This is a genomic window from Thalassospira indica (assembly GCF_003403095.1).
GTDB lineage: Bacteria > Pseudomonadota > Alphaproteobacteria > Rhodospirillales > Thalassospiraceae > Thalassospira > Thalassospira indica.
In genome coordinates this window covers 4231216-4255734 of sequence record NZ_CP031555.1, presented here as the reverse complement: position 1 = coordinate 4255734, position 24519 = coordinate 4231216, and the positions used below count along the sequence as shown (strand labels likewise).

The window sequence follows — 24519 nt, the reverse complement described above, 5'->3', positions numbered from 1 at the left end:
TAGGTTTTGCTGCGTGCAAACATCTTTCCGGGCCCAAAACGTCCATGTGCCCGGCGATTGTAAGGAGCGGCGATGCTGGCGATTTTCTGGCTGATTGACACTGTGGTGGGTATCTACATTTTCATGCTGATTGCATCTGCAATCCTGTCATGGCTTGTGGCGTTCAACGTGATCAATACCAACAACCGGTTCGTCTATATGGTCGGTGATTTCCTCTATCGTGTCACCGAACCGGCATTGCGCCCGATCCGGCGGATCATGCCCGACCTTGGCGGTATTGATATCTCGCCGATCATCCTGATCCTGATCCTGCAATTTGCCAACATGCTGATCCAGACCGACGTCCGGATGGCGCTTGTCGGCTATTGATGTCTCATTTCACCTATTAAATTGTCTCATTTAGACAATGTCTGATCACGCGCCCGTGTTACGGTCCGAGCCATCAGGGGTTCGACTGTTCGTTCGGTTGACGCCAAAGGCATCACGTAACGCGATTGGTGATGTCATGGTCGATGCCAACGGAAAGCAGCAGTTAAAAGTTTCTGTGACGGCGGTACCGGAAAACGGCAAGGCCAATCAGGCGCTGATAAAACTTTTGGCAAAAGCAGCCAAATGTCCTAAATCGTCGGTCAGGATTGTTTCCGGGCAAACTGATCGCACCAAAACGCTGCTGATCGACGGAAATCCCGAAGAGCTGATGGCGAAAATATCCCAACTCACGGGGCGGACAGACATATGAGTGACGCGAAAATCATCGACGGCAAGGCATTCGCAGCCAACCTGCGCACCGACATCACGGCCGAAGTATCAAAGCTTAAATCCGAACATGGCGTAACACCGGGTCTGGCCGTCATTCTGGTCGGCGAAGACCCCGCCAGTCAGGTCTATGTCCGCAACAAGGGCAAACAGACCCTTGAATGCGGCATGAATTCCTATGAGCACAAGCTCCCGGCGGAAACCAGCGAGGAAGACCTTCTGGCCCTGATCGCCAAGCTGAATGCCGATGAAAATGTCCATGGCATCCTGTGTCAGCTTCCGGTGCCCAAGCACATCAACGAGCAGGCCATTCTGGCCGCCATCGACCCGGCCAAGGATGTGGATGGCTTCCACGTTGTGAATGCCGGTGCACTGGCAACAGGCGGCGAAGGTTTCGCACCCTGCACACCTTATGGCTGCCTGATGTTGCTCAAGGATACCCTTGGGGATCTGTCGGGCAAACGTGCGGTCGTGGTTGGCCGTTCGAACATCGTTGGCAAGCCGATGGCGCAGCTTCTGCTGAAGGAAAGCTGCACGGTCACCATCGCGCATTCGCGTACCCGCGACCTGCCTGAGGAAGTCCGTCGTGCCGATATCGTGGTTGCCGCCGTCGGTCGCCCGAACATGATCAAGGGTGACTGGATCGCCCCGGGTGCCACCGTGATTGATGTTGGCATCAACCGCGTTGAAGGTGCTGAAGGCAAAATGAAGCTGGTCGGCGATGTCGAATTTGAGACCGCCTCCAAGGTGGCCGGTGCCATCACCCCGGTTCCGGGCGGTGTCGGCCCGATGACCATCGCGTGTCTTCTGAACAACACGCTGATTTCGGCCTGCCGCGCCAATGGCCTTGATGTGCCGAACCTTGGGTTTGATAGCTAAGCCGCACGACCATATCGAAATGCGGAGGGCAGCCATTGGCTGCCCTTTTTGTTATCAAGTTGAACTGACAGTGCGACAAAAGTATTTGCGTCGGGATGAAGCTGATGGTGACCTTGTTCGGGCAGCTAGTATTTGTAGTATTGCGTTAACGGGGGGCCGATACTGTTACAAAAACGCCAGTGTTATGTAATGATTGTATCCGGCAATAAAATTTATCCCGTGTCACTTTGCCGTTTGATTTTCCGTTTATATGAGGCGTTGTCAGTTGGGTGAGGCAAAACGTAGGAAGAGTCTGGAAGAAAGAGCTAGGACATTTGTGCGGCAGATTAAGCGTGCTCGCTTTAATCTATATACTATGGGTACTCGCCTATCGAGCTCTGCTTACATGTGTGAGGAGTTGTCTTGGTGGTCATCCGATGGTGAAGATCTGCTCGGAATGGTAGCTCGTGATACAATTGACAATGATTTTTTTTGGATGATTTTGGCGCGGGATAGGGTCGGTCGTTTCCGCTGTGCTTCTTTGATGACTGATTTTCGAACACAGGATTACGCTGAACGGCAGCTATGGGTCGCAATGGCTAAAGTTCTAGAGAACGGATCTGTCGAAGAATTCGGCCAGCAGGGCGATGAAACAAATAGCCCGCTTGATCCTTTTGACGTTGCTGCGGACTTAAAAGACGAAGAGCTACATCCCTACTATAAGCAGCTAAAAGATGAGCCCGGGCGCTTGCCTGCACGTAAGGTGATTTCAGAGCTTGCATTGTGGCTTGCACCTAAGGACCCTCATTTTGTGCGAGAGTTCCAGACAAACGGATTTGACCAACGACTTTGGGAGCTGTTTTTGTGGGCGGCATTTAGAGAGTTCTTTCTCGATGTTGAACAGCTTGATGCACCTGACTTTCGTTGCTGCGGTCCGGGCATCGATTTCACGGTCGAAGCGACGACCGCCGCTCCATCACAAAATGGTGTTCTTCAGGAGCACCCCAATCCTAAATCACCCGAAGATAGAGAGCGGTTCCTCAGAGACTATATGCCGATGAAATTCGGCAGCGCACTTACTGGGAAACTGAACAAGGTGAATGCCTCAGGTCAGCGGTACTGGGAGAGAGAAGAGAGCAAGGGTAAGCCATTTGTTATCGCCATTGCTGATTTCCACAAATCGGCTGATAACAACGAACTTGGCTCAATGACCTATACTCAGTCTGCGCTGTGGCAATATCTTTATGGTGCGCGTGTTACATGGCGATTTGAGGGTGATCAATTGATAATTGATACTCAATCGATCGATAGCCACCAATATAAAGGTAAAGTAGTACCATCAGGTTTCTTTGACCTGCCCGAAGCGGAAAATGTTTCTGCTATCATTTTCTCAAACGCAGGCACTATCTCGAAATTCGATCGAATGGGTGCGGCCGCCGGTTTCGGAGCGGATGGCTATGGTTATTTCCGAGTTGGGTTGAAATACAACCCCGAAGCCAACGCAGAAATGGGAGAGGCCTTTTCTTTCGATGTTCAGGGGGATGAGTATGAGGAGTATTGGACGCAAGAAATCCAAGTGTTCCATAATCCAAATGCTAAGCACCCTCTGCCATTTGAAGCACTTCTGGGTGCGACTCATCACTACTTCGATGACGGTCACTTGAAGTCGGTGACGCCTGACGATGCCGTGCTTAGTTCATTTACAATGTTGATGAAGTATGTCGGGGAAGGTGAAGCTGTTGTCACGAAGAAAAGTAGCTCTTGAGCCTCTATGTTGACACTTTACAACGGCCAAACCCACAGCAACATAGGCACACCAACCGCGACAACGATGATCTCGATCGGCAGGCCGAGGCGCCAGTAGTCGCTGAAGCGGAAGCCGCCGGGGCCGAGGATCAGGGTGTTGTTTTGATGGCCGATGGGGGTCAGGAAGGCGCAGGAGGCGCCAATCGCAACCGCCATCAGGAACGGGTCGGAGCTGGCATCGAGTTGGGCGGCACTGCCAATCGCAATCGGGCACATGACGGCGGCGGTTGCGGCATTGTTCATGAAATCCGAGAGCGTCATGGTGACAATAAGGATCAGGGCAAGGGCAACTGGCCCGCTTCCCTGTGCGACGGTATCGAGCAGGAAGCGCGCAATCATATCGGCACTGCCTGTACTTTCCATGGCGTTGGCGACCGGGATCAGGGCGGCCAGCAACACAACCACCGGCCAGTCGACCGCATCATAAAGTGTTCGCGGCGAGACCACACCCACCAGCAAACTGGCAAGCACGCCAAGTGCGAACGAAATGGCGGCAGGCAGGATGCCAAAGGCTGCAAGCGCAATGGCAACGGCCATGATGGCGGTGGCCTTGAAGGCCTGTGTCTTGTCGCCAAGGTTGAGCGACCGTTCGGCGAGCGGCGCGCAGCCCAGGCGATTGCCGAATTCGTGAATGGCCGCAGGCGTTCCTTGCATCAACAGCACGTCCCCGGCCTGCATTTTCATGGTCCGCAAGCGTGACATGGAACGTTGTCCCTGGCGGGACAGGGCCAGCAAGTTGATGCCATAGCGGCTGCGAATGCGGATATCAGCCGCAGATCGCCCGATGAAGGAGGCGTTCGGCAGGACCACGACTTCGATCAGGGAGATATCGTCGGACTGAAGGGCTCTTTTCTTTGCATCAGAGTCCTTTTTATCCGACTTGGAGGCGTCATCCTTTTCGGCGTCAGCCTTTGGTGCGTCACCGGATTTTTCGGCTGCTTTTTGCGCCTTTTGGGCGCGGACCTGTTCCTTGGCTTCTTCCTTTTGTTCGGCGTTGGCTTCTTCACTGCGCAGTTCGGCTTCAAGGGTCAGTTCAAGGCCGGACAGGGCACTTGCCAGTCCTTCGGGTTCGGCTTCGATCAGAAGGATGTCATCCTGTTGCAGTTCGCGATAGGGGCTTGGTGCCGGAATGCGGCGCTCATTGCGGATCAGGCCGATCACCTGCGCGTCTGACTTTTCAAGCTCGTCATTTATTTCGCGCATGAACATGCCGATGGCCTTGCTGCCCTCGGTAATACGGGCTTCGGTCAGATAGGATCCGGTCTCGAACCCTTCGGCCCCGGCGCGTTGGCGGGTTGGCACCAGAAAGCGGCCCAACAGAATGACAAACAGCAGTCCGGCAAGGGCTATGGCAACGCCGACCGGGCTGTAATCAAACATCGAAAAGCCTGCCCCGTTTACCTCCACCCGAAAGCCCGAAACGATCAGGTTTGGGGGCGTGCCGATAAGCGTCGTCATGCCACCAAGGATCGACCCAAAGGCCAGCGGCATCAGGATTTTGCCCGGTGGCAGGTCCTGTTTGTTGGCAATCTGAAGGGCAATCGGCATCAAAAGGGCGAGTGCCCCGACATTGTTCATAAAGGCCGACAGGATGGCGGCGAGCAAACTCAAGGCTGCCATGGTGACAAACGGGCCCGCCGATTGCGGCAGAACGGTGCGCGACAGCGTATCGACCGCACCTGACCTTTGCAGGGCGGATGACAGGATCAGGATACAGGCAACCGTGATCACGGCGGGATGGCCAAAGCCGATAAAGGCTTCACCGGTCGGGACCAGCCCCAAAACCACACAGACCAGAAGGGATGCCATGGCGACCATGTCATGACGCCAGCGTCCCCACAGGAACAGCACAACAGTGCCAAGCAGTACGGCCAGAATCATGATCTGCGGGGTGGCCATTCGGGCTGTCCTGTTTTTGTCGTTGGTGTCGTGAGCCTATGAGTGCAGGCAAATCCGGTCAAGCATGTGACGTCACTGATCGGTGAAATCGTCCTGACGGAATTGTCAGGAGTATATGGTAGTATCATCCTGTTTCCATTTAGAATTTATGTGTGTTTTGATGCCGATTGACAGTGCCACCATCCCGTCCCCCACCGTGTCGATTTCGACCAAACAGGCACGTAACCTGGCCCTTGTCGGGCAAGGGTTTGCACCCAACCCGGACCGGGATGTGACCAAGCGCCAGATTTTGAAAACCATCCGCGCGACCAATATGTTGCAGGTCGACAGTGTCAATGTGCTGACACGGGCGCATTACATGCCGATCTTTTCACGGTTGGGCGTTTATGACCCGAAGATGCTTGATGAAATGGTCTGGGGAACGGCGCGCCAGCGCAAGCTGTTTGAATATTGGGGCCATGAAGCATCAATGATCCCGGTTGAGGATTACCATCTGTATCGCTGGCGGATGCGTGATGCCGAGCGGGGCATGGGGACGTGGGGACGAATTGCGCGGGTTCAGCGTGAGCAACCTGATCTGATCGATAACATCCTGCGCCATATCGATCAGGCAGGCGCGGTTGCGGCAAGCGAGCTTGAGACCGAGGGGCGCAGCAGCGCAAAATGGTGGGGATGGTCAAACACCAAAACCGCGATGGAGTATCTGTTCTGGAGCGGGCAGGTGATGGCGCGCAAACGCCGCAGCAGTTTTGAGCGCGAATATGATTTACCGCACCGGATTATCGGCGACGCAGCACACGAACCCGACCGGGATCGACAGGATGCGATGTGTGACCTGATCTGTCAGGGGATTGCCGCCATGGGGGTGGCCGCCGAGATTGATCTGCGCAAATATTTCCGTCTTCCAACCGATGAAACCAAGGCCTGTCTGGCGCGACTGGTTGAAGAGGGTCGGTTGTTGCGGGCCGATGTCGAAGGCTGGAAACAGCCGGGCTATCTGTGCCCGAAGGTCAATCCGCGCGGGCGGGCCAAGCCGACCTGTCTGATGGTACCATTTGATCCGGTGATGTGGGAACGTGATCGGGTGGAGCGGATATTTGGTTTTAATTATCGGATCGAGATTTATGTCCCGGCCGAGAAACGGCAATACGGCTATTACGTTTTGCCATTCATGTTAAATGGCGAATTTGTTGCCCGGGTGGATTTGAAATCAGATCGGCAGGCCGGAATTCTGCGCGTGCAAAGCGCGCATCTGGAAAACCACGCCAAGGCCGGTGATGTTGCCGGGCCGCTTATGGAAAACCTTGCGCGGCTTTCGGAATTTCTGGGACTGAACGGGGTCGAGGTGATGCCCGCCAATGACTTTTCAAAGTATCTTGCCAGTGTACCCATAAGGTAAACGGGGCGCAGGTCCCACATCCGCGCCCCGTCTATCCGTCGAACTGGCTGACCACAAAAGCTTCAGGACAATGTGGTCATATTGTTGCACCTGGCCTTACCAGCAGGTGTAACCCCCATCTGCCAGAACGATGGATCCGGTCATCAGGCTGGAAGCATCAGATGCAAGGAACAGGACAACCGATCCGATTTCTTCGGTCTCGCCAAGGCGGGCCATCGGGGTGCCGTTGATCCAGGCGTCATACATTTCCGGCTTGGATTTCACGAATTCATTCAGCGGGGTCGCGATATAGGTCGGTGCGACCGCATTGACGCGCACGCCACGGTTGCCCCATTCGGCAGCAAGTGACTTGGTCAGGTGGTGAACAGCGGCCTTGGAGGCGTTGTAATAAGCCTGTTCCTGCGGCTTATTCACGATGAAGCCGGACATGGAACCGACATTGACGATGACGCCGTTTTTCTTGGCCAACATCTGCTTGCCGAATTCACGGCAGCACCAGAAGGTGCCGTTCAGATTGACGTCAATGACATTGAGCCAATGTTCATCGGTCACGGTTTCTGCCGGCGTTTCCGAACGCGCGATACCGGCATTGTTGACCAGGATATCAACGCCGCCCTGCTTCGCCATTTTTTCGGCACTTGCACGGACCTGGTCGGTGTTGGTGACATCCATGATGTCGATATCGGCCGAATAACCTTTGGATTTCAGGTAATCGCGGCCTTCTTCGGCAACACCTTCGCTGATGTCACCGATGATGACATGGGCGCCGGCCTCTGCCAGAGCTTCGCAGCAGGACAGGCCAATGGCACGACCGCCGCCAGTGACATAGGCCCGACGGCCCGTAAGATCGAACTTTTTCAGATACATTTTGGACTCACAAGTGGCTTGGTTGGTAAGACGGGATCGCAATGTTTGTGGGACATCGCGATCCGGTTTTTGCACGTATCAGGATTTGGCCAGCGCCAGCCCTTGGGCATCAAAGCGATGGATGCGATCCTGTTCCGGGGTCAGGAAGATCTTGTCATGTTCGCCAAGCGGGATTTCCCCGGTGGCACGAACCGTCATCGGACCGAGACCGTCGGCTTCGACATGAAGATATGTTTCGGCACCAAGGTGTTCGGCGATCTTGACGGTTGCCGGGATTTCACCCTTTTCGGTGCTGACCGCGAAGTGTTCCGGGCGAATGCCGATTTCGTGGCAATCGTATTTTTTGGCAAGCTCCCCGCCCAGGAAGTTCATTTTTGGCGAGCCGATAAAGCCAGCGACAAACTTGTTTGTCGGGTTGTTGTACAGTTCCATCGGCTTGCCGACCTGTTCAACACGGCCGGCCTGAAGGACCACGATCTTGTCAGCCATGGTCATGGCTTCGACCTGATCGTGGGTCACGTAGATCATGGTGGTTTTCAGTTCCTGATGCAGACCGGTGATTTCGAGCCGCATGTTCACACGCAGCGCCGCATCAAGGTTGGAAAGCGGTTCGTCAAACAGGAAGGCCGCCGGGTTACGGACAATCGCGCGGCCAATGGCAACGCGTTGACGCTGACCACCCGAAAGTGCGCCCGGGCGCCGTTCAAGATAGTCGGTGAGGTTCAGGATCTTGGCCGCAGACTGGACTTTCTCTTCGATAACTTCCTTGCTTTCACCAGCCATTTTCAGGCCAAACGCAATGTTGTTATAGACGGTCATATGCGGATAAAGCGCATAGGACTGAAAGACCATGGACAGGCCGCGTTTGGCTGGGGCCTCGTTGGCGACATCGGTTCCGTTGATCAGGATTTTGCCATCGGTGACGTCTTCAAGGCCTGCAATCAATCGCAGAAGCGTTGATTTGCCACAGCCCGACGGACCGACGAAGACCACGAATTCACCGTCATTGATATCAAGATCGACACCGGGAATAACATCGAGTGTGCCGAAGGTTTTCTTGACTTTTTCCAGTCGGATAGCACCCATTTTGGTGTTCCTTCTTTCCAGATTGCTATCAGGCTGCGGTTACTTGACCGCGCCGAATGTCAGACCACGAACCAGCTGTTTCTGAGAGAACCAGCCAATCACGAGAATTGGGGCAACCGCGAGCGTCGATGCGGCTGAAAGCTTTGCCCAGAACAGGCCCTCGGGGCTTGAATAGGAGGCGATGAAAGCTGTCAGCGGGGCTGCATCGGACGTTGTCAGGTTGAGCGTCCAGAAGGCTTCGTTCCATGCAAGAATGATGTTGAGCAGCATGGTCGATGCGATGCCGGGAACCGCCATGGGCAACAGCACAAAGATGATTTCCTTGGGCAGGGTTGCGCCATCCATGCGGGCCGCTTCGAGGATGTCGGTCGGGATTTCCTTGAAATAGGTGTAAAGCATCCAGACCATGATCGGCAGGTTCATCAAGAACAGAACCATGATCAGACCAAAGCGGGTATCGAGCAGTCCCCAATCGCGGAACACCAGATAGATCGGGACCAGAACGCCGACCGGCGGCATCATCTTGGTCGAGAGCATCCACAGAAGGGCATCTTTGGTGCGCTTGGTCGGGTTAAAGGCCATTGCCCATGCGCAAGTCACGGCAAAGACCAGACCGACCAGGGTGGAGCCGACCGCGAGGATCACCGAGTTCATGGCGAACTTGAAATAGTTCGAGCGTTGCTGGACCTCGGCATAGTTTTCAAGCGTCCAGTCGAACGAGATGAAGCTTGGCGGGATGGACACCGCTTCGAGTTCTGTCTTGAAGCTGGTCAGCACCATCCAGAAGATCGGGAAGAAGATCAGAAGACCCACGATCCACGCGAAGACCGAGAAGCTGACATAGCCAAGGGGTGTTTGTTTGCTTTCCATGTCGTGCCCCTATTTGTCCAGGTTCTTGCCGATGAGGCGGATCAGGAAGATCGCCACGATATTGGCCAGAATGACCGCGACAATGCCGCCGGCAGATGCGCCACCAACATCGAACTGCAACAGCGCCTGAGTATAGACAAGGAAGGCGATGTTGGTCGTTGCCAGACCCGGGCCACCCCCAGTGGTGACAAAGATCTCGGCAAAGACAGTAAGCAGGAAGATGGTTTCGATCAGAACGACCACCGTGATCGCACGGCTAAGATGCGGAAGCGTAATATAGAAGAAGATCGCGACCGGACCGGCACCGTCCATCTGGGCGGCTTCTTTTTGATCGCGGTCAAGCGATTGCAGGGCAGTCAGCAGGATCAAAACGGCAAAGGGCAACCATTGCCAGGACACCATGATGATGATCGAGGTCAGCGGTGCATTGGTGAACCAGTCAATCGCGGGCAGCCCGAACAGGCTGGCGATCCAGGCAAACATGCCTGACACCGGATCCATCAAAAGGTTTTTCCAGACCAGCGCGTTCACGGTCGGCATGATGAAGAACGGTGCGATCACCAGCAGGCGCAAGATACCGCGCCCGAAGATCGGCTGATCAAGCATCAGACCCAGAAGGATGCCACCCACCACCGTGATGACCAGAACCGATCCGACCAGCAAAAGGGTATTGGTAAGGGATGCGAAGAATGCCGGATCTGTCAGGAAGAATTCGTAATTAAGTGTACCGATCCACTCTTCCATTCCCGGCGACAACAGGTTGTAGCGCAGGAAGGAGAAGTAAATCGTCATGCCCAGCGGGACGGCCATCCACAAGAACAGGACGATGATCGACGGTGCGGACATGATACGCCCGGTAAGGGTCGAGGCCCGTGTCGACATGATGTGCTCCCCGAAATTGTCGTTTCGATCCGTGACTTTAAGGGAAAAAAAGGGTGGTGTGTTTTGCAACCACCACCCAAGTTTCTCTCAGGTCAAGGAGGTTCAGACCGGAACTCAAATCAGGCAAAGAGTTCCGGTCTGGGTAGTGTATCAGTAGTAACCAGCCTTGCGCATGGTGCGATCAGTGCTGGACTGTGCGGCCGAAAGGGCCTCTTCAACACTCATCTGACCTGCAAGGGCTGCGGAGAACTGCTGACCGACCGTGGTGCCGATACCCTGGAATTCAGGGATTGCAGCGAACTGAACACCAACATACGGCTTCGGTTCCATGGTCGAGTTGATCGGGTCTGCGCTATCGATTGCCAGAAGGGTCTCGTCTGCGAACGGTGCCGCTTCAAGATATTTCGGGTTCTGATAAAGCGACATACGGGTGCCCGGCGGTACGTTTGCCCAACCTTCTTTGGAGGCAACCAGTTCCAGATAGGCTTTCGAGGTCGCCCAGGAGATGAACTTCTGAGCTGCTTCTACTTTCTGGGAACCCATCGGAATGCCAAGGTTCCATGCCCAGAGCCAGTTGGCGCCGGTGCAGGTTACAGCGCACGGTGCTTCGGTGAAGCCGACCTTGTCTGCAACTTTGGATTCTTTGGGGTTGGTCACGAAGGATGCCGCAACGGTGGCGTCAATCCACATGCCGCACTTGCCGGAGTTGAACAGCGAAAGGTTTTCGTTAAAGCCGTTCGAGGTCGCACCGGGAGGACCGTAGTTACCAAGGACGTTGGTGTACATGTCGAGGGCATTTTTCCACTCGGCACTGTCGAAGGTCGGGTTCCAGTTCTCGTCGAACAGGCGTGCACCAAAGGCATTGCCCATGGTGGTGATCAGCGCCATGTTTTCACCCCAGCCGGCCTTGCCACGCAGGCAGATGCCATAGACACCTTCGTCAGGCTTGTGGAGCTTCTTGGCGATTTCAAGGGTCTGGTCCCAGGTCAGGCGGCCGTTGATTTCGATACCGGCAGCTTCGAACAGGTCGGTGCGGTACATCATCATCGAGCTTTCGCCGTAGAACGGTGCAGCATAAAGCTGATCATCGTTGGAAACGGCAGAGCGGATGGCAGGCATCAGGTCATCGACGTCATAGTCGGAACCAAGATTATCAAGTGGTGCGAGCCAGCCTTTTTCAGCCCAGATCGGCACTTCGTAGGTACCAATGGTCATGACGTCATACTGGCCGCCTTTGGTGGCGATGTCAGTGGTAACGCGCTGACGCAGGGTGTTTTCCTCGAGCGTGACCCACTCAAGGGAAATGTCAGGATTCTTGGAGGTGAAATCATCCGTCAGCTTCTGCATGCGGATCATGTCACCGTTGTTGACGGTAGCGATGGTCAGTTTCGTTTCGGCATTGGCGTGTGCAACACCGCCTGCCAGCAGCGCACAAAGCGCTACTCCCATTACGCGTTTCATATTTCCTCCCAAAGGACTATTTACCCGCTGAGCAACTTCGGTTGCCCACATTGATCATTTGTTCAGGTAATGAGCATTCACTCAATTTCGCTATTGCTTGTCAAACAAAATCGTTTTTGCGGCGCACAACGAAACGCCCTGCCGACATGGGCGGCAGGGCGCAGAACTATTTGCTGTGTGGGTGAAAAATGCCGCGTGCTAGCGCAGCAAACTTTCCGCAGTGGCTTCGTCGGTGATCAGCGTTGAAATCAATTGGCCACGCATAGCACCGCGAATCGCGGCAACCTTTTTCGCACCCTTGGCGACCGCAATGGTGTTGGTCGCGGGCTGGACAGCCGGCGCGCTGGTGACACAGTGATTGACCGGGTGATCGAGGATATTGCCGTCCTGATCAAACGACCAACTGATCACTTCGCCGATGCCGCCACTTTCGCGTAGCGATACCAGCTCGTCTTTCGAGATAAAGCCGTCAATATGCAGCGGGGCATCATCGCCCAGATGCCCGACCCCGATAAAGCGGATGTCTGCCTCGCGCGCGAGTTTGAGGATATTGTCCATCGGGGGCTGTTGCTGCATGCGTTCGCGCATCTGCGGATCGGCGATGATCACCGGGATGGGTAACGGGTAATGCGGCGCGCGGGTGCGGTCGGCAAGATCGGTCACCGCATCATAGAAACTGGCCGCCCCGTCATGGGCGATGGTGCCGACCAGGGATACGATCTTGTGATGATAGGCATCAATACGCCCGATTTCATCGACCATGGCGCGCATGGCGCGCCCGGTACCGAGTGCGATGATTTTTGGCTCAGTGGAATGCAGCGCACGTTCGAGATAGTTTGCCGCCGCCTGCGCCATGCCAAACATCGCATCGGGTGCGGCCGGATCGGTTGGCACCACATCGCAACCGGCAATGCCATAGGTTTCGCAGATCGCCTTGCCCAGTTCCATGCAGCGCGCAATCGGATGATCAAGACGAACCTTTACCAGCCCCTCGCTGACAGCTGCAGACACCAGACGCTGTGCGGTCGGGCGTGACACGCCAAGCTTCTGGGCGATTTCATCTTGCGTGTTGCCAGCACAGTAATAAAGCCAGCCAGCGCGGGCTGCTTCATCGAGGCGGGCCGCTTCCTTGCGGGTGCGTTTGACCATCTCATTCCCCGGACTTTTTGATCCGTTGCCAAAAGGCGAACAGGTATTTTTTGATTTTGAAAATTTGTCTTCTTTTTCCCTAGCGCCTTTTTTTGCCGCTGACCAGCATCTTGCCGGGATGTGGAACGACAAAACCCGCCCATGACAGGCGGGTTTTGTTTGAAATCTGTTGCGGATCCAAGGGATCGCTTATTTCTTCGGCAGGAATTCTGCGACCAGTTTCTCGGCAATCTGAACCGCATTGAGGGCTGCACCCTTGCGCAGGTTGTCGCCAACACACCACAGCGACAGGCCGTTTGCGACCGTCGGATCCTTGCGCACGCGCGAGACAAAGACATTGTCCTCGCCCTGGACTTCCTGCGGGGTGACATAGCCTTCGTCTTGACGGTAATCGACAACCGAAACACCGGGGAAGTTTTTCATCGCCTTGCGGGCTTCTTCGACCGTGATCGGCTTTTCAAACTCGATATTGACCGCTTCGCCATGGCCGACAAAGACCGGGACGCGCACGCAGGTGGCGTGGACTGCGATTTCCGGTGCAAGAATTTTGCGAGTCTCGACCGACATTTTCCATTCTTCGCGGGTCGCGCCATCATCCATGAAATTGTCGATATGCGGGATGACGTTAAAGGCGATCTGTTTGGTGAATTCCTCCTTCTTGGGCGGATCATTCACATAGATGCCTTTGGTCTGGTTAAACAGCTCGTCCATGGCGGCACGACCGGCACCCGACACCGACTGATAGGTCGCAACAACGATGCGTTTGATGGTTGCAATGTCATGAAGCGGCTTAAGCGCCAGAACCATCTGAATGGTCGAGCAGTTCGGGTTGGCGATGATGTTCTTTTTGGCGTATCCGGCCAGCGCATCGCCATTTACCTCGGGCACGATCAGCGGAACACCCGGTTCCATGCGCCAATAGCTGGAATTGTCGATGACAACGCAGCCTGCTTCGGCAGCCTTGGGCGCCAGTTTCTTGGCGGTTTCACCACCGGCCGAGAACAGGGCGATATCGGCCTTTGAGAAATCAAAGGTTGCTGCATCAAGAACACTGACCTCGTCATCTTCGCCATAACCGACGGTGCGCCCGATGGATTTCGACGATGCCAGTGCAAAGATTTCGTCTGCCGGGAAGTTGCGTTCGGCAAGGGTGTTAAGCATCTCGCGCCCGACATTTCCGGTCGCGCCGACAACGGCGATTTTGTAGCCCATCAGGGTGCCTCTTTCAGTCTTGTCGGCATGGCGGTCACAACGGTACCGGAACGGGAAAACCCCGTGCGACAACGGATGACGCAGCGACCATGCCTTTGGGTAATGTCTGATAATCTGCGGCGAGATGTAAGGGTTTCTCGGCGATTGCGCAAGCATGTCATTGCCAATGTGATCATGATTACTACTTGAGATCGCAGAAAAATCTGGCAGAATTACCGAAGGGGTTCATGTAGCGAACCTGAAATCAGAAACGTTTTGCATCTTGCCAGGTTGATTTCTGAATTTCTGCCTGGTTGGCGTCCAAGCCACCGATGTGACCACCTGACGATCCTCCGGACGGCCAGACAAAACGATCCTGATCACGGGTTCAATACAGATATGCGGCATTGCTGCATATGGGGCGATCACTATTCGGACTTTTATAAAAAGGACGGCCAATGACGTACCCGATGAGTTTGGATTGGACACAGAAAAAGGTTCTCGATTTCTTTCGGGAACATGTCACGCGCGGGACTTTGGTATTCCGTGTGGATGACAAGCACGAGATCGTGCTGGGAGATGGATCAGAACCGCGGGCGGGTATGACCGTCCCGGATTGGACCAACACACTTAAAATGGCACTGAGCCCGGACCCGGGCTTTGGCGAGGCCTTCATGCATGGCGGGTTCGACCTTGTGAACTGCGAGATGGAGGACCTGATCAAGGTGCTGCGTCTTAATTTCGAAGGCGGGCATTCGACCAGCGGGTTTGGCAGCTTTATTGAAAAGCTGCAGGCGCTGAAATTCCAGATCGGGCAGTTTACATCGGTGCGGGCCGCGTCGCACCGCGTGCGCCATCACTATGATATCGGCAATGATCTTTACACCCGGTTCCTTGATCCGGAGATGCAATATTCATGTGCCTTCTGGGATGATGGGGCCCAGACCCTTGAAGAAGCCCAGCACCGGAAAATGAGCCTGACCACACAGCGGCTCAAGATCAATGAGCCGGGCCTGCGCGTGGTCGATATCGGTTGTGGCTGGGGCGGGTTAAGCCGCTTTATCCACCGTGAAACCGGGGCGGAAGTGCATGGCATCACGCTTTCGACCGAACAATATAACTGGGCGCAGGAAAAACGTTCCGAGATGGGCGGTAATATGAAGGCGGGGCTTGATTACCACCTGCTGGATTACCGCTTGTTTGCTGATGCCAACGCCGGGAAGTATGACCGCGTGGTATCGGTCGGCATGTTTGAACATGTCGGTCGTCATCAGTTCAAAACCTATTTCGAAAAGGTCAGTGAGCTGCTTAAGGCTGGTGGGAGGGCTGTGATCCATACCATCATCAAGCCGCGGGCTGAGTTTACATCGCCATGGATTGATAAATATATCTTCCCCGGTGGGTACATTCCGGCGGTGCACGAAGTGATCGAGGCAGCCGAACATGCCAACCTGACGGTAGAGGCCTCAAACTTCCATGCCGGTCGCAATTATGCACAGACGCTGATTGCGTGGCGTGATCGGTTCCGCAAAGTCGCCGATGAACTTGACCCGGAAAAATACGACGAAGAATTCAAACGCATGTGGGAATTCTATCTGGCCGGATGCATCAATGCCTTTGATGATGCCGAGGGCGGCGGTGGCATGCGGGTTAGCCAGTTCGTCTTTACCAAACCGGGTTTTGACTACGCCTGAGGGGCGCAGTGATAGAGGGCGGGGAACATTGGTTTCCCGCCCTGTTTGTTTTCTGCTTAGAGCTTCCCATATTCAGTAATGAGCCGTGCGACCCTGCTGCGGCGAAATGCACCACATGACTGCAAATCAAAATCAAAACAAAGAAGATCAAAAACGTGCCTTCAAACCAAGCCACATCGCGTGATGGACCGGCACGACAGATGTGAAAAGCGAAACTGAAATGCGATTTTCCGGTCATTCTGTCGGGAGGAAACGACATGTTTGAAATGATCAACCGGGATGACGCGACACACGCCAGCAGCGGTGACACTGCACTTGCCCCGCATATCGGACGGCCAGAGGACTATGTCCGGGCCCTGGCCAAAATTGAAATGTCGAGCTGCGAACGTGATATGCTGCGTGCGCACGCCAAAGCCCCGGACCGCAAGATTACCGGGCTGAAACTGGCCGAGACCGTCGGGCATTTCGGATGCAGGATCGGGAACAAGAAGTATGGTCGGCTTGCCGCCAAGATTGCGGCCGCAGCAGACCTTCCGATGTGCAAGAGTGATGTCAGTGATTATCTGGCGGCGATATTCACCCTTGCCCAGGGAACGCAAAGCGATGGTGAGGACTGGACATGGGTGATGCATGACAATGTCGCCCGCGCGCTTGCGGATGCGGGCATTGTCTGAAATCCCAGATTGCTGATTTCATAAATTTCGAATTTTGCGGGCGGGTCGTGTAACGCGGGCCGCTCGTGTTTCGTCCTTGTGGGCAGAAAGGGATTTTTCCCCATGTATTCCTCGTGTCACCAAGGAGAATTGCCATGACCCGTTTTGCCTTTCATGAAGTCAGCCCGAAACTGTTTCAGGCCCAGTTTGACCTTGCCACCAAGCTTGGCGAAAACCCGCTGATTGCACCGGTGCTGCGTGACCTTATTGAGTGTCGGGTGTCGCAGATCAATGGCTGTGCCTATTGCGTTCGGATGCATTCTGACAGCTTTGCCAAACATGGCGGGGATCCGGTCAAGCTTGCGATGTTGCCGGTTTGGCAGGGTGCCGAAGGGTTCAGCGCGGCAGAGCGTGCGGCACTGGCATGGGCCGAATGCCTGACCCAGGCGGAATGCCAAGTTACGATTTCGAAATGCCATCGCGTGCTTCTTGATCATTTCGAGGAAGCCGAGATTTCGGAGCTGACCTGCATCATTGCGACGATGAATGCATGGAACCGGTTGGGCATCGCGCAGCATGAATTTGCGTGATCGTCGCAAGCTTCCTGACGGAGGTGTAAAAACCCCTTACAATCGGAGACACACAGCGATACGGGATTTCCCCGTATCGCTTCACGCGTTTGGTGGGACATCTGTGGCAGATCGGATTTTTGAACAACGCAGGGCACGGTTGACCGCGTTGGCTTATCGCATGCTGGGCAGTCACGCCGATGCCGAGGATGCGGTTCAGGACGTCTGGTTGCGGTGGCGCAATCAGGATCATGAAACGATCAATGACGCCACCGGCTGGCTTGTCCGGGTGTGCAGCAATATCTGCCTCGATGTTTTGAAATCAGCCCGCCGCCAGCGTGAAAACTATGTGGGTCAGTGGTTGCCAGAACCGTGGTTGCCGCCCGAACAACCCAAAGCCGAAACCCAGCTGATCGAACAGGACGGCCTTGGGCAGGCTTATATGTTGATGCTTGAACGTCTTGCCCCGTTGGAACGTGTGGCACTTGTGCTGCATGAAGTTTTTGACTGGATGCATGACGATATCGCCCCCCTGATCGAACGCACGCCGAACAATACCCGTCAGATCCTGTTCCGCGCCCGGCGCAAGATGCAGCGTGACAGTGATCGCGATGCGACGCCCGAACCAAATGCAACGGCGTGTGATCGGGATCGTCTGGATGCGTTTGTCACTGCCATCGGGACGAGTGACGTTGGCCGGTTGCTAGATCTTCTGGCACCTGATGTGATTTTGCATTCCGATGGTGGTGGCAAGGCACTGGCGACCGCCAATCCGCTGTTTGGCGCAGATCATGTGTCGCGGTTCTTTCTTGGTGTCTGGGGCAAGCGCAGCCCGGGCGAACGCATCTTTGGCGTTACGATCAAGGATCAATGCTGGATCCTTATGGCCGAAGACGGCGTTGTGGCAACCGCACTCTGCGCGACCGAACGTGAAGGGAAGATTGTTGATCTGTTTGTTCATCGAAACCCGGACAAGCTGGCGCTGTTTTCCGGCATTCTTGCCGATGCCGTCGAGATCACCCATTAATGCAAAAAAGGCCGGATCAATATCCGGCCTTTTTAAGATCGGGATCGCTTAAAACGATCAGACGAGCTTGTCGAGTTCGCTGATCAGCGACTCACCCATAACCGTGGTCGAGACCTTGGCCATGCCCGGCTGCATGATGTCTGCAGTACGCAGGCCGCCCTTAAGGACGTTCTGTACGGCGTCTTCGATCAGGGTGGCATCGTCGCCCATGTCAAACGAATAACGCAGCATCATGGCGAAGGACAGGATGGTTGCCAGTGGGTTGGCGATGTCCTGCCCGGCGATGTCCGGGGCGGAGCCGTGTACCGGCTCGTAAAGCGCCTTGCGCGCGCCGTTTGCATCGGCCGCACCAAGGGATGCAGACGGCAACATGCCAAGCGATCCGGTCAGCATGGCGGCACAATCGGAAAGAATGTCGCCAAACATGTTGGTGGTGACCATCACGTCAAACTGTTTCGGGTTACGCACCAGCTGCATGGCGGCGTTATCGACATACATGTGGCTCAGTTCGACTTCCGGGAAGTCCTTGGCAACACGTTCGACAACTTCGCGCCACAGAACGGTGGATTCCAGAACGTTCGCCTTGTCGACAGAGCACAGGCGCTTGTCGCGTTTCATTGCCATGTCAAAGGCAACGCGCGCGATGCGTTCGACTTCCGGCTCGGAATAGACCAGCGTGTTAAAGCCGTGACGGACACCATCGCGTTCTTCGATGCCGCGCGGCTGACCGAAATAGATGCCACCGGTCAGTTCGCGCAGGATCATGATATCAAGACCCTTAACGACGTCTTCTTTAAGCGTCGATGCACCGACAAGGGCGTCAAACACCAGTGCCGGACGCAGGTTGGCAAACAGGCCCATTTCCTTACGGATTTTTAGAAGGCCACGTTCCGGTTTGATGTCGAACGGCATGTCGTCCCATTTCGGACCACCAACAGCACCCAGCAAAACAGCGTCGGCTGCCATGGCATCCGCAAGCGTTTCGTCGGTCAGCGGGTTTTTATGGGCATCAATGGATGCGCCGCCGATCAGACCTTCGGTGATTTCGAAATTCACACTGCGCTTTTTCGCCATCCAGTCCATGACGCGCTGAACCTGACGCATGACTTCCGGGCCAATTCCGTCTCCCGGCAGCATCAGTACTTTTTTGGTAGTGCTCATAAATGCTTCCTTCCCATATTTTTTTGGGGCCGCTCACCCCGTAACGATCAGAAAACGGGCGGCAAACCAATGTTTGCCGCCCGTTTTTGCAATTACAGCGACAGCCAGGGCTGCGATGCAGCGCGCTTGGCTTCGAAATCGTTGATGGCATCGGCCTTCTGCAGGGTCAGGCCGATATCGTCGAGGCCATTCAGCAGGCAATGCTTGCGGAATTCTTCGACTTCAAATTTGATGCAGCCGCCGTCCGGACCGGTGATTTCCTGATTTTCAAGATCAACGGTGACGGTGGCATTGGCACCGCGTTCGGCATCGGCCATCAGTTTGTCGACATCTTCCTGCGGCAGACGGATCGGAAGGATGCCGTTTTTAAAGCAGTTGTTATAGAAAATGTCGGCAAAGCTTGGTGCGATCACGCAGCGAATACCGAAATCAAGCAGCGACCAGGGTGCATGTTCGCGCGACGAGCCACAGCCGAAATTGTCACCCGATACGAGGATCTTGGCATTGCGATAGGCCGGCTTGTTCAGAACGAAATCCGGGATTTCGTTCCCCTGGTCGTCGTAACGCATTTCATCAAACAGGTTCTTGCCAAGGCCCGAACGTTTGATGGTTTTGAGGAACTGTTTGGGAATGATCATGTCGGTATCGACATTGATCATCGGCAGCGGTGCTGCAACACCGGTGAGCTTGGTGAATTTTTCCATTATCTTATCCCTTGCTTCCAGTTTCCCAGGCCAGACCGAGTGCTTCGATCAATTCTTCGGTCGCGTCGAGTTCCTGGGCCACGAAGTCCGGCAGGTTGATGCCGGTCAGTTGCGGCAGGAGGTGCTCAAGCACCGGTGCGCGGCCCAGACGAGGGGCACTTTCGCGGAAATTGATCAATGTGTGATCGGCCATGGGTAACCTTCCTTAACCGAGTTTGCGAATGTCGGTCAGATGACCGGTGATCGCAGCCGCAGCTGCCATGGCCGGGCTGACGAGGTGGGTACGACCACCACGGCCCTGACGACCTTCGAAGTTACGGTTCGAGGTCGAAGCGCAACGCTCGCCCGGGGCCAGACGGTCCGGGTTCATCGCGAGACACATCGAGCAGCCCGGCTCGCGCCAGTCAAAGCCTGCTTCGATGAAGATCTCATGCAGGCCTTCTGCCTCTGCCTGTTCTTTCACAAGGCCGGAGCCCGGAACGATCATGGCATTGACGGTCTCTGCAACCTTGCGGCCCTTGGCGACTTCGGCAACAGCACGCAGGTCTTCGATACGACCGTTGGTGCAAGAACCGATAAAGACGCGGTCGATCTTGATTTCCTCGATCGGGGTGCCCGCGGTCAGACCCATATATTCCAGCGAACGGGCAATGGCCTTTTGCTTGCCGACATCCTTGCCGTCAGACGGGAACGGAACGGTGCCGGTAACCGGAACGACGTCTTCCGGGCTGGTGCCCCAGGTAACCTGCGGGACGATTTCGGCGGCATCGATTTCGACAATCTTGTCGTAATGTGCGCCTTCGTCAGACGGCAGGGTCTTCCAGTATTCGACAGCCTGCTCGAACGCGGCACCTTTCGGCGCCATCGGGCGGCCCTTGATATATTCAAAGGTTTTCTCGTCCGGGGCGATCAGGCCAGCGCGTGCGCCGCCTTCGATCGACATGTTGCAGACCGTCATTCGGCCTTCAACCGACAGCGAACGGATGGCCGAGCCAGCGTATTCGATGACATAGCCGGTACCGCCAGCAGTGCCGATGCGACCGATGATCGCAAGGGTGATGTCCTTGGCGGTCACACCTGGATGCAGATCGCCTTCGACCTTGACCAGCATGTTCTTGGCCGGTTTCTGAACCAGCGTCTGGGTGGCCAGAACGTGTTCAACTTCGGACGTACCGATACCAAATGCCAGCGCGCCAAATGCGCCGTGGGTCGAGGTGTGGCTGTCACCGCAAACCATGGTCACGCCAGGAAGGGTGAAACCTTCTTCCGGGCCGACGATGTGCACGATACCCTGACGGAGGTCGTTCATCGGGAAATAGTGAATGCCGGTGTCCTTGGCGTTCTGGTCAAGGGTTTCAACCTGAATGCGGCTGTCTTCTTCCTTGATGCCTTCGGAACGGTCAGAGGTCGGAACGTTGTGATCCGGCACGGCGAGCGTCAATTCCGGATGGCGCACTTTGCGGCCCGAATTGCGCAGACCTTCGAAGGCCTGCGGGCTGGTCACTTCGTGGACGAGATGACGGTCAATATAAAGCAGGCAGGTACCATCATCCTGCGTGTCGACCACATGGCTTTCCCAAATCTTGTCAAAAAGGGTTTTAGGTTGACCCATCTCGACCTCCTCATAATACATCGATCTTTTGAGCAGCAACGATCAAGCCGCTGGGTGCGGATCTGGATGGGACGAAGATTGCTGCGATACCTGCTTTTGACGGCGGGTGGGGCTCGGCGTTTCTCCGGCGCAACCGGCTTTATCCGGTTTGCGAAATTTTATTATCCAGAACCACGCGGGTTTGTTCGTTTTTGCCGCGGGAGTGCCTTTATACACGCCGCCTTCCAAATCGCAAGGTATCGGGCGCGTGTTTTTGGATGATGCACACTTTTAAATAGAGTGTGGCATTTTACAGCACCCAAGAGTAGCAAAATCAGCGTTTAACGATATAGGTAAGGGATATCTGATATAATGAAAGCTGATAAATTTATCGTCGGTTTTCTGCGGGACTGCATTCTTTGAGGTTAAATCCGGCGATTCGCTATAATGCAACCAATGAGTGTAATAAGCGGTTTCTGATCTCGTCCCGACCGAGGGTCGGAAACGAAAACGGGCCCACCCGAAGGTGAGCCCATCTTTGTTCTGATGCTGAAAACAGCGAAGAATTACTTCTTCTTGCGTTCTTCGGCGGTCAGTTTGCCTTTGTGGCCGGTGGTCTGCTCGGCGATACGTGCAGATTTACCGGTACGACCACGAAGGTAGTAGAGTTTCGCGCGACGTACGTCACCGCGGCGAACGACTTCGATTTTGTCGATGGCCGGGGAGTACGACTGGAAGATACGCTCAACGCCTTCACCCGATGCGATTTTACGCACGGTGAAGGAAGAGTTCAGGCCGCGGTTCTTACGCGCAATGCATACGCCTTCGAACTGCTGGATACGCTCACGGGTACCTTCAACGACTTTCAGGTGTACACGGACGGTATCACCTGCATCGAATTCCGGAACTTCGCGCTGCGCAACGATTTTGTCGAGCTGCTCTTTCTCGAGCTGCTGGATGATGTTGGTCATGGTTTAACCCTCTTTGATGTTCCCGTTTGCCACGTACCGGTCCCAAAGGTCCGGGCGTCGCGCGCGGGTAATTTCTTCTGCCTGAGCATGCCGCCAGGCTTGTACCTTGGCATGATGTCCGGAAAGCAAGATCTCCGGCACTTCACGCCCGTTCCAGTTGGCCGGGCGCGTGTAATGCGGATATTCAAGCAACCCGGTTTCAAAGCTTTCCTCGTCGACAGACTCGGTCTTATTGACCGTTCCCTCGATGAGGCGAATGCACGATTCAATCAGGACCATGGCCGGCAGTTCGCCGCCCATGAGGATGTAATCACCGATGCTGATTTCCTCGGCCTCGTGTTCATCCAGAACCCGTTGGTCGATACCTTCGTAACGACCGCAAAGCAGGATGGCACCCGGGCCTGCTGCCAATTCGCGGCAGCGTTTCTGGTTCAGCACTTTTCCCCGCGGGCTGAGATAAATCAGCGGCAACTGCGGTGCAGAGCCACGCAATTCACGCAGGGCGGCGTCGACAATATCCGGGCGCATGACCATGCCGGCCCCGCCCCCGAAGGGATTGTCGTCTACAGTGCGGTGGCGGTCGGTTGCATGATCGCGGATGTCTTTGACATCAAGCGACCAGATCCCGTTTTCAAGCGCCTTGCCAGCCAAAGACTGACCAAGCACACCCGGAAACATTTCCGGAAACAGGGTTGCAACTTTTGCCTGCCACACAGACATCGATCAGGCCTCCTTCCCGCTGCCGGTCGCGGTTTCCGCGCCTACTGCATCTGCAGCAACGGCATCAGAATCGCGGTCGGCCTGAGAGTCTTTGCGGGGTTTGTTCGGACGACGGTTACGATTACCGGGTCCGTCCTCATCCTGCAGTAGCCCCTCGGGCGGATTTACCACCATCTTGCGTTCCGAAAGAATGACCTCGGGCACGACTTCCTTGGTGAAGGGAAGAACAACGACCTTGTTCTTGGCTTCTTCGAGCGCGACTTCGATTACGTCGCCAGCGCCAAAATCAGCCACACCCCGTACGGTGCCAAAAACCGAACCATCAATGTGGAACGCTTTCAGGCCGACAAGGTCAGCAAGGTAGAATTCATCTTCTTCAACCGTGTCAGGCAGTGCAGCACGCGGTACATGCAGCTTGGTGCCCCGCAGCCGTTCGGCAGCGTCCCGGTCGTCCACACCTTCGATCTTGGCGATCAGCTGGTCGCGGACATGTCCGACAGGAGACAGCTTGTATTTCACGCGTCCCTTGGCGTCGAACAACGGGCCGTAACCGACAAGGTTATCCGGATCGACGGTATAGCTTTTGACGCGCACGGCACCACGCACCCCGTGCGGGGCGGTGATCATGCCGACGCAGACATAAGCTTCGTCGTTTTTGGATTTGCGGGTATCAGCCATTTCGGTTCACAAGTTTCCGGTATCTGATCAAAGCGTGCGTTCAGCGATTACTCGCCTGCAGCTTCTTCTTCAGCAGGTGCTGCTGCTTCGGCAGCGGCTTCCGCAGCAGCGGCAGCAGCAGCTTCGGCTTTTTCAGCTTTCTCACGAAGACGTTCCTGAGCTTTCGCTTTCGGAGCAGACTTCTGCGGCTGTTCGGTCGGTTTGAACGCGTCAGCCAGGCCCGCTTTGCCCAGGAAACGTGCAACACGATCGGTCGGCTGTGCGCCAACGGACAGCCAGTATTTGATGCGCTCTTCTTTGAAGGTCACGCGGTTGTCAGCATCCTTCGGGAGCATCGGATCATAGGTACCGACGCGCTCGATGAAGCTGCCGTCACGCGGGGCACGAACGTCAGCAACTACGATACGGTAGTACGGACGCTTCTTGGCACCGCCACGGGAAAGACGAATCTTGACAGCCATTCGGATAAGTTCCTTTCAGCTTGGGTTTGTAGTCTTCTGAATCATGACCCCGAGGGGCCTATTCAC

Annotated in this window: 25 protein-coding genes; 9 read left to right on the top strand and 16 right to left on the bottom strand. The window is 55.3% G+C overall.

What is annotated here, in order from left to right:
* Nucleotides 1–72: 72 nt before the first annotated feature.
* From DY252_RS19900 to DY252_RS19885, 4 genes are all read left to right on the top strand, one after another.
* Nucleotides 73–369, top strand: a complete 297-nt coding sequence (locus DY252_RS19900; RefSeq protein ID WP_062955972.1) for a YggT family protein — start codon at nt 73–75, stop codon at nt 367–369.
* A gap of 37 nt (nt 370–406) precedes the next feature.
* Nucleotides 407–739 carry a DUF167 family protein gene (locus tag DY252_RS19895; RefSeq protein ID WP_064788742.1) on the top strand — a complete coding sequence of 111 codons (333 nt, stop codon included), beginning with the start codon at nt 407–409 and terminating at the stop codon, nt 737–739.
* Nucleotides 736–1635 (top strand): bifunctional methylenetetrahydrofolate dehydrogenase/methenyltetrahydrofolate cyclohydrolase FolD, encoded by a 900-nt coding sequence (gene folD, locus DY252_RS19890; protein WP_064788743.1) that lies wholly within the window; start codon nt 736–738, stop codon nt 1633–1635. Before DY252_RS19895 ends, folD begins: the two co-directional genes overlap by 4 nt.
* A gap of 436 nt (nt 1636–2071) precedes the next feature.
* Nucleotides 2072–3379 carry a hypothetical protein gene (locus tag DY252_RS19885; protein ID WP_197482575.1) on the top strand — a complete coding sequence of 436 codons (1308 nt, stop codon included), beginning with the start codon at nt 2072–2074 and terminating at the stop codon, nt 3377–3379.
* A 17-nt stretch (nt 3380–3396) separates the two neighbouring features.
* Here the strand turns inward: DY252_RS19885 and DY252_RS19880 are convergent, their stop codons facing one another.
* A complete protein-coding gene (locus DY252_RS19880) occupies nt 3397–5319 on the bottom strand; it encodes an SLC13 family permease (protein ID WP_064788745.1) in 1923 nt (640 codons plus the stop codon).
* A 160-nt stretch (nt 5320–5479) separates the two neighbouring features.
* On the opposite strand from DY252_RS19880, the gene DY252_RS19875 reads away from it, so the two are divergent.
* On the top strand, nt 5480–6718 hold the full coding sequence (locus DY252_RS19875; RefSeq protein WP_064788856.1) for a winged helix-turn-helix domain-containing protein: 1239 nt from the start codon (nt 5480–5482) through the stop codon (nt 6716–6718).
* 96 nt (nt 6719–6814) lie between these two features.
* On the opposite strand, the gene DY252_RS19870 is transcribed toward DY252_RS19875, so the two are convergent.
* From DY252_RS19870 to DY252_RS19840, 7 genes are all read right to left on the bottom strand, one after another.
* Nucleotides 6815–7585, bottom strand: a complete 771-nt coding sequence (locus DY252_RS19870) for an SDR family NAD(P)-dependent oxidoreductase (RefSeq protein WP_064788746.1) — start codon at nt 7583–7585, stop codon at nt 6815–6817.
* A 78-nt stretch (nt 7586–7663) separates the two neighbouring features.
* Nucleotides 7664–8671 carry an ABC transporter ATP-binding protein gene (locus DY252_RS19865; RefSeq protein WP_063089204.1) on the bottom strand — a complete coding sequence of 336 codons (1008 nt, stop codon included), beginning with the start codon at nt 8669–8671 and terminating at the stop codon, nt 7664–7666.
* Nucleotides 8672–8710: 39 nt separating this feature from the next.
* Nucleotides 8711–9541: a carbohydrate ABC transporter permease gene (locus DY252_RS19860; RefSeq protein ID WP_008889799.1), complete on the bottom strand. Its 831-nt coding sequence runs from the start codon at nt 9539–9541 to the stop codon at nt 8711–8713.
* Nucleotides 9542–9550: 9 nt separating this feature from the next.
* A complete protein-coding gene (locus DY252_RS19855) occupies nt 9551–10423 on the bottom strand; it encodes a carbohydrate ABC transporter permease (RefSeq protein ID WP_064788747.1) in 873 nt (290 codons plus the stop codon).
* Between the two features lie 150 nt (nt 10424–10573).
* A complete protein-coding gene (locus tag DY252_RS19850; RefSeq protein ID WP_064788748.1) occupies nt 10574–11884 on the bottom strand; it encodes an ABC transporter substrate-binding protein in 1311 nt (436 codons plus the stop codon).
* A 198-nt stretch (nt 11885–12082) separates the two neighbouring features.
* The gene (locus DY252_RS19845) at nt 12083–13033 is read right to left on the bottom strand and encodes a sugar-binding transcriptional regulator (RefSeq protein ID WP_063089203.1); all 951 of its coding nucleotides are present in this window, start codon (nt 13031–13033) and stop codon (nt 12083–12085) included.
* Between the two features lie 189 nt (nt 13034–13222).
* Nucleotides 13223–14245 carry an aspartate-semialdehyde dehydrogenase gene (locus tag DY252_RS19840; RefSeq protein WP_064788749.1) on the bottom strand — a complete coding sequence of 341 codons (1023 nt, stop codon included), beginning with the start codon at nt 14243–14245 and terminating at the stop codon, nt 13223–13225.
* 449 nt (nt 14246–14694) lie between these two features.
* Here DY252_RS19840 and DY252_RS19835 point away from each other — a divergent pair, with 449 nt between their 5' ends.
* From DY252_RS19835 to sigJ, 4 genes are all read left to right on the top strand, one after another.
* Nucleotides 14695–15918, top strand: coding sequence for an SAM-dependent methyltransferase (locus tag DY252_RS19835; protein WP_064788750.1), 1224 nt, complete (start codon nt 14695–14697; stop codon nt 15916–15918).
* A 257-nt stretch (nt 15919–16175) separates the two neighbouring features.
* Complete coding sequence (locus tag DY252_RS19830; protein WP_064788751.1) at nt 16176–16592, top strand: hypothetical protein; 417 nt, start codon at nt 16176–16178, stop codon at nt 16590–16592.
* 134 nt (nt 16593–16726) lie between these two features.
* The gene (locus DY252_RS19825) at nt 16727–17161 is read left to right on the top strand and encodes a carboxymuconolactone decarboxylase family protein (RefSeq protein WP_082923459.1); all 435 of its coding nucleotides are present in this window, start codon (nt 16727–16729) and stop codon (nt 17159–17161) included.
* 103 nt (nt 17162–17264) lie between these two features.
* Nucleotides 17265–18167: an RNA polymerase sigma factor SigJ gene (sigJ, locus tag DY252_RS19820; RefSeq protein WP_064788752.1), complete on the top strand. Its 903-nt coding sequence runs from the start codon at nt 17265–17267 to the stop codon at nt 18165–18167.
* Nucleotides 18168–18224: 57 nt separating this feature from the next.
* On the opposite strand, the gene leuB is transcribed toward sigJ, so the two are convergent.
* From leuB to rpsP, 8 genes are all read right to left on the bottom strand, one after another.
* On the bottom strand, nt 18225–19328 hold the full coding sequence (leuB, locus tag DY252_RS19815) for a 3-isopropylmalate dehydrogenase (protein WP_064788753.1): 1104 nt from the start codon (nt 19326–19328) through the stop codon (nt 18225–18227).
* Between the two features lie 92 nt (nt 19329–19420).
* Nucleotides 19421–20032 carry a 3-isopropylmalate dehydratase small subunit gene (gene leuD, locus DY252_RS19810; RefSeq protein WP_064788754.1) on the bottom strand — a complete coding sequence of 204 codons (612 nt, stop codon included), beginning with the start codon at nt 20030–20032 and terminating at the stop codon, nt 19421–19423.
* A gap of 4 nt (nt 20033–20036) precedes the next feature.
* Nucleotides 20037–20225 (bottom strand): hypothetical protein, encoded by a 189-nt coding sequence (locus DY252_RS19805; RefSeq protein ID WP_008889810.1) that lies wholly within the window; start codon nt 20223–20225, stop codon nt 20037–20039.
* Between the two features lie 12 nt (nt 20226–20237).
* On the bottom strand, nt 20238–21644 hold the full coding sequence (gene leuC / locus DY252_RS19800) for a 3-isopropylmalate dehydratase large subunit (RefSeq protein ID WP_064788858.1): 1407 nt from the start codon (nt 21642–21644) through the stop codon (nt 20238–20240).
* Nucleotides 21645–22189: 545 nt separating this feature from the next.
* Complete coding sequence (gene rplS, locus DY252_RS19795; protein ID WP_008889812.1) at nt 22190–22594, bottom strand: 50S ribosomal protein L19; 405 nt, start codon at nt 22592–22594, stop codon at nt 22190–22192.
* A gap of 3 nt (nt 22595–22597) precedes the next feature.
* Nucleotides 22598–23314: a tRNA (guanosine(37)-N1)-methyltransferase TrmD gene (gene trmD / locus DY252_RS19790; protein ID WP_008889813.1), complete on the bottom strand. Its 717-nt coding sequence runs from the start codon at nt 23312–23314 to the stop codon at nt 22598–22600.
* A 3-nt stretch (nt 23315–23317) separates the two neighbouring features.
* Nucleotides 23318–23992, bottom strand: coding sequence for a ribosome maturation factor RimM (gene rimM, locus DY252_RS19785; RefSeq protein WP_008889814.1), 675 nt, complete (start codon nt 23990–23992; stop codon nt 23318–23320).
* 47 nt (nt 23993–24039) lie between these two features.
* The gene (gene rpsP / locus DY252_RS19780; RefSeq protein WP_008889815.1) at nt 24040–24453 is read right to left on the bottom strand and encodes a 30S ribosomal protein S16; all 414 of its coding nucleotides are present in this window, start codon (nt 24451–24453) and stop codon (nt 24040–24042) included.
* Between the last annotated feature and the right edge of the window lie 66 nt (nt 24454–24519).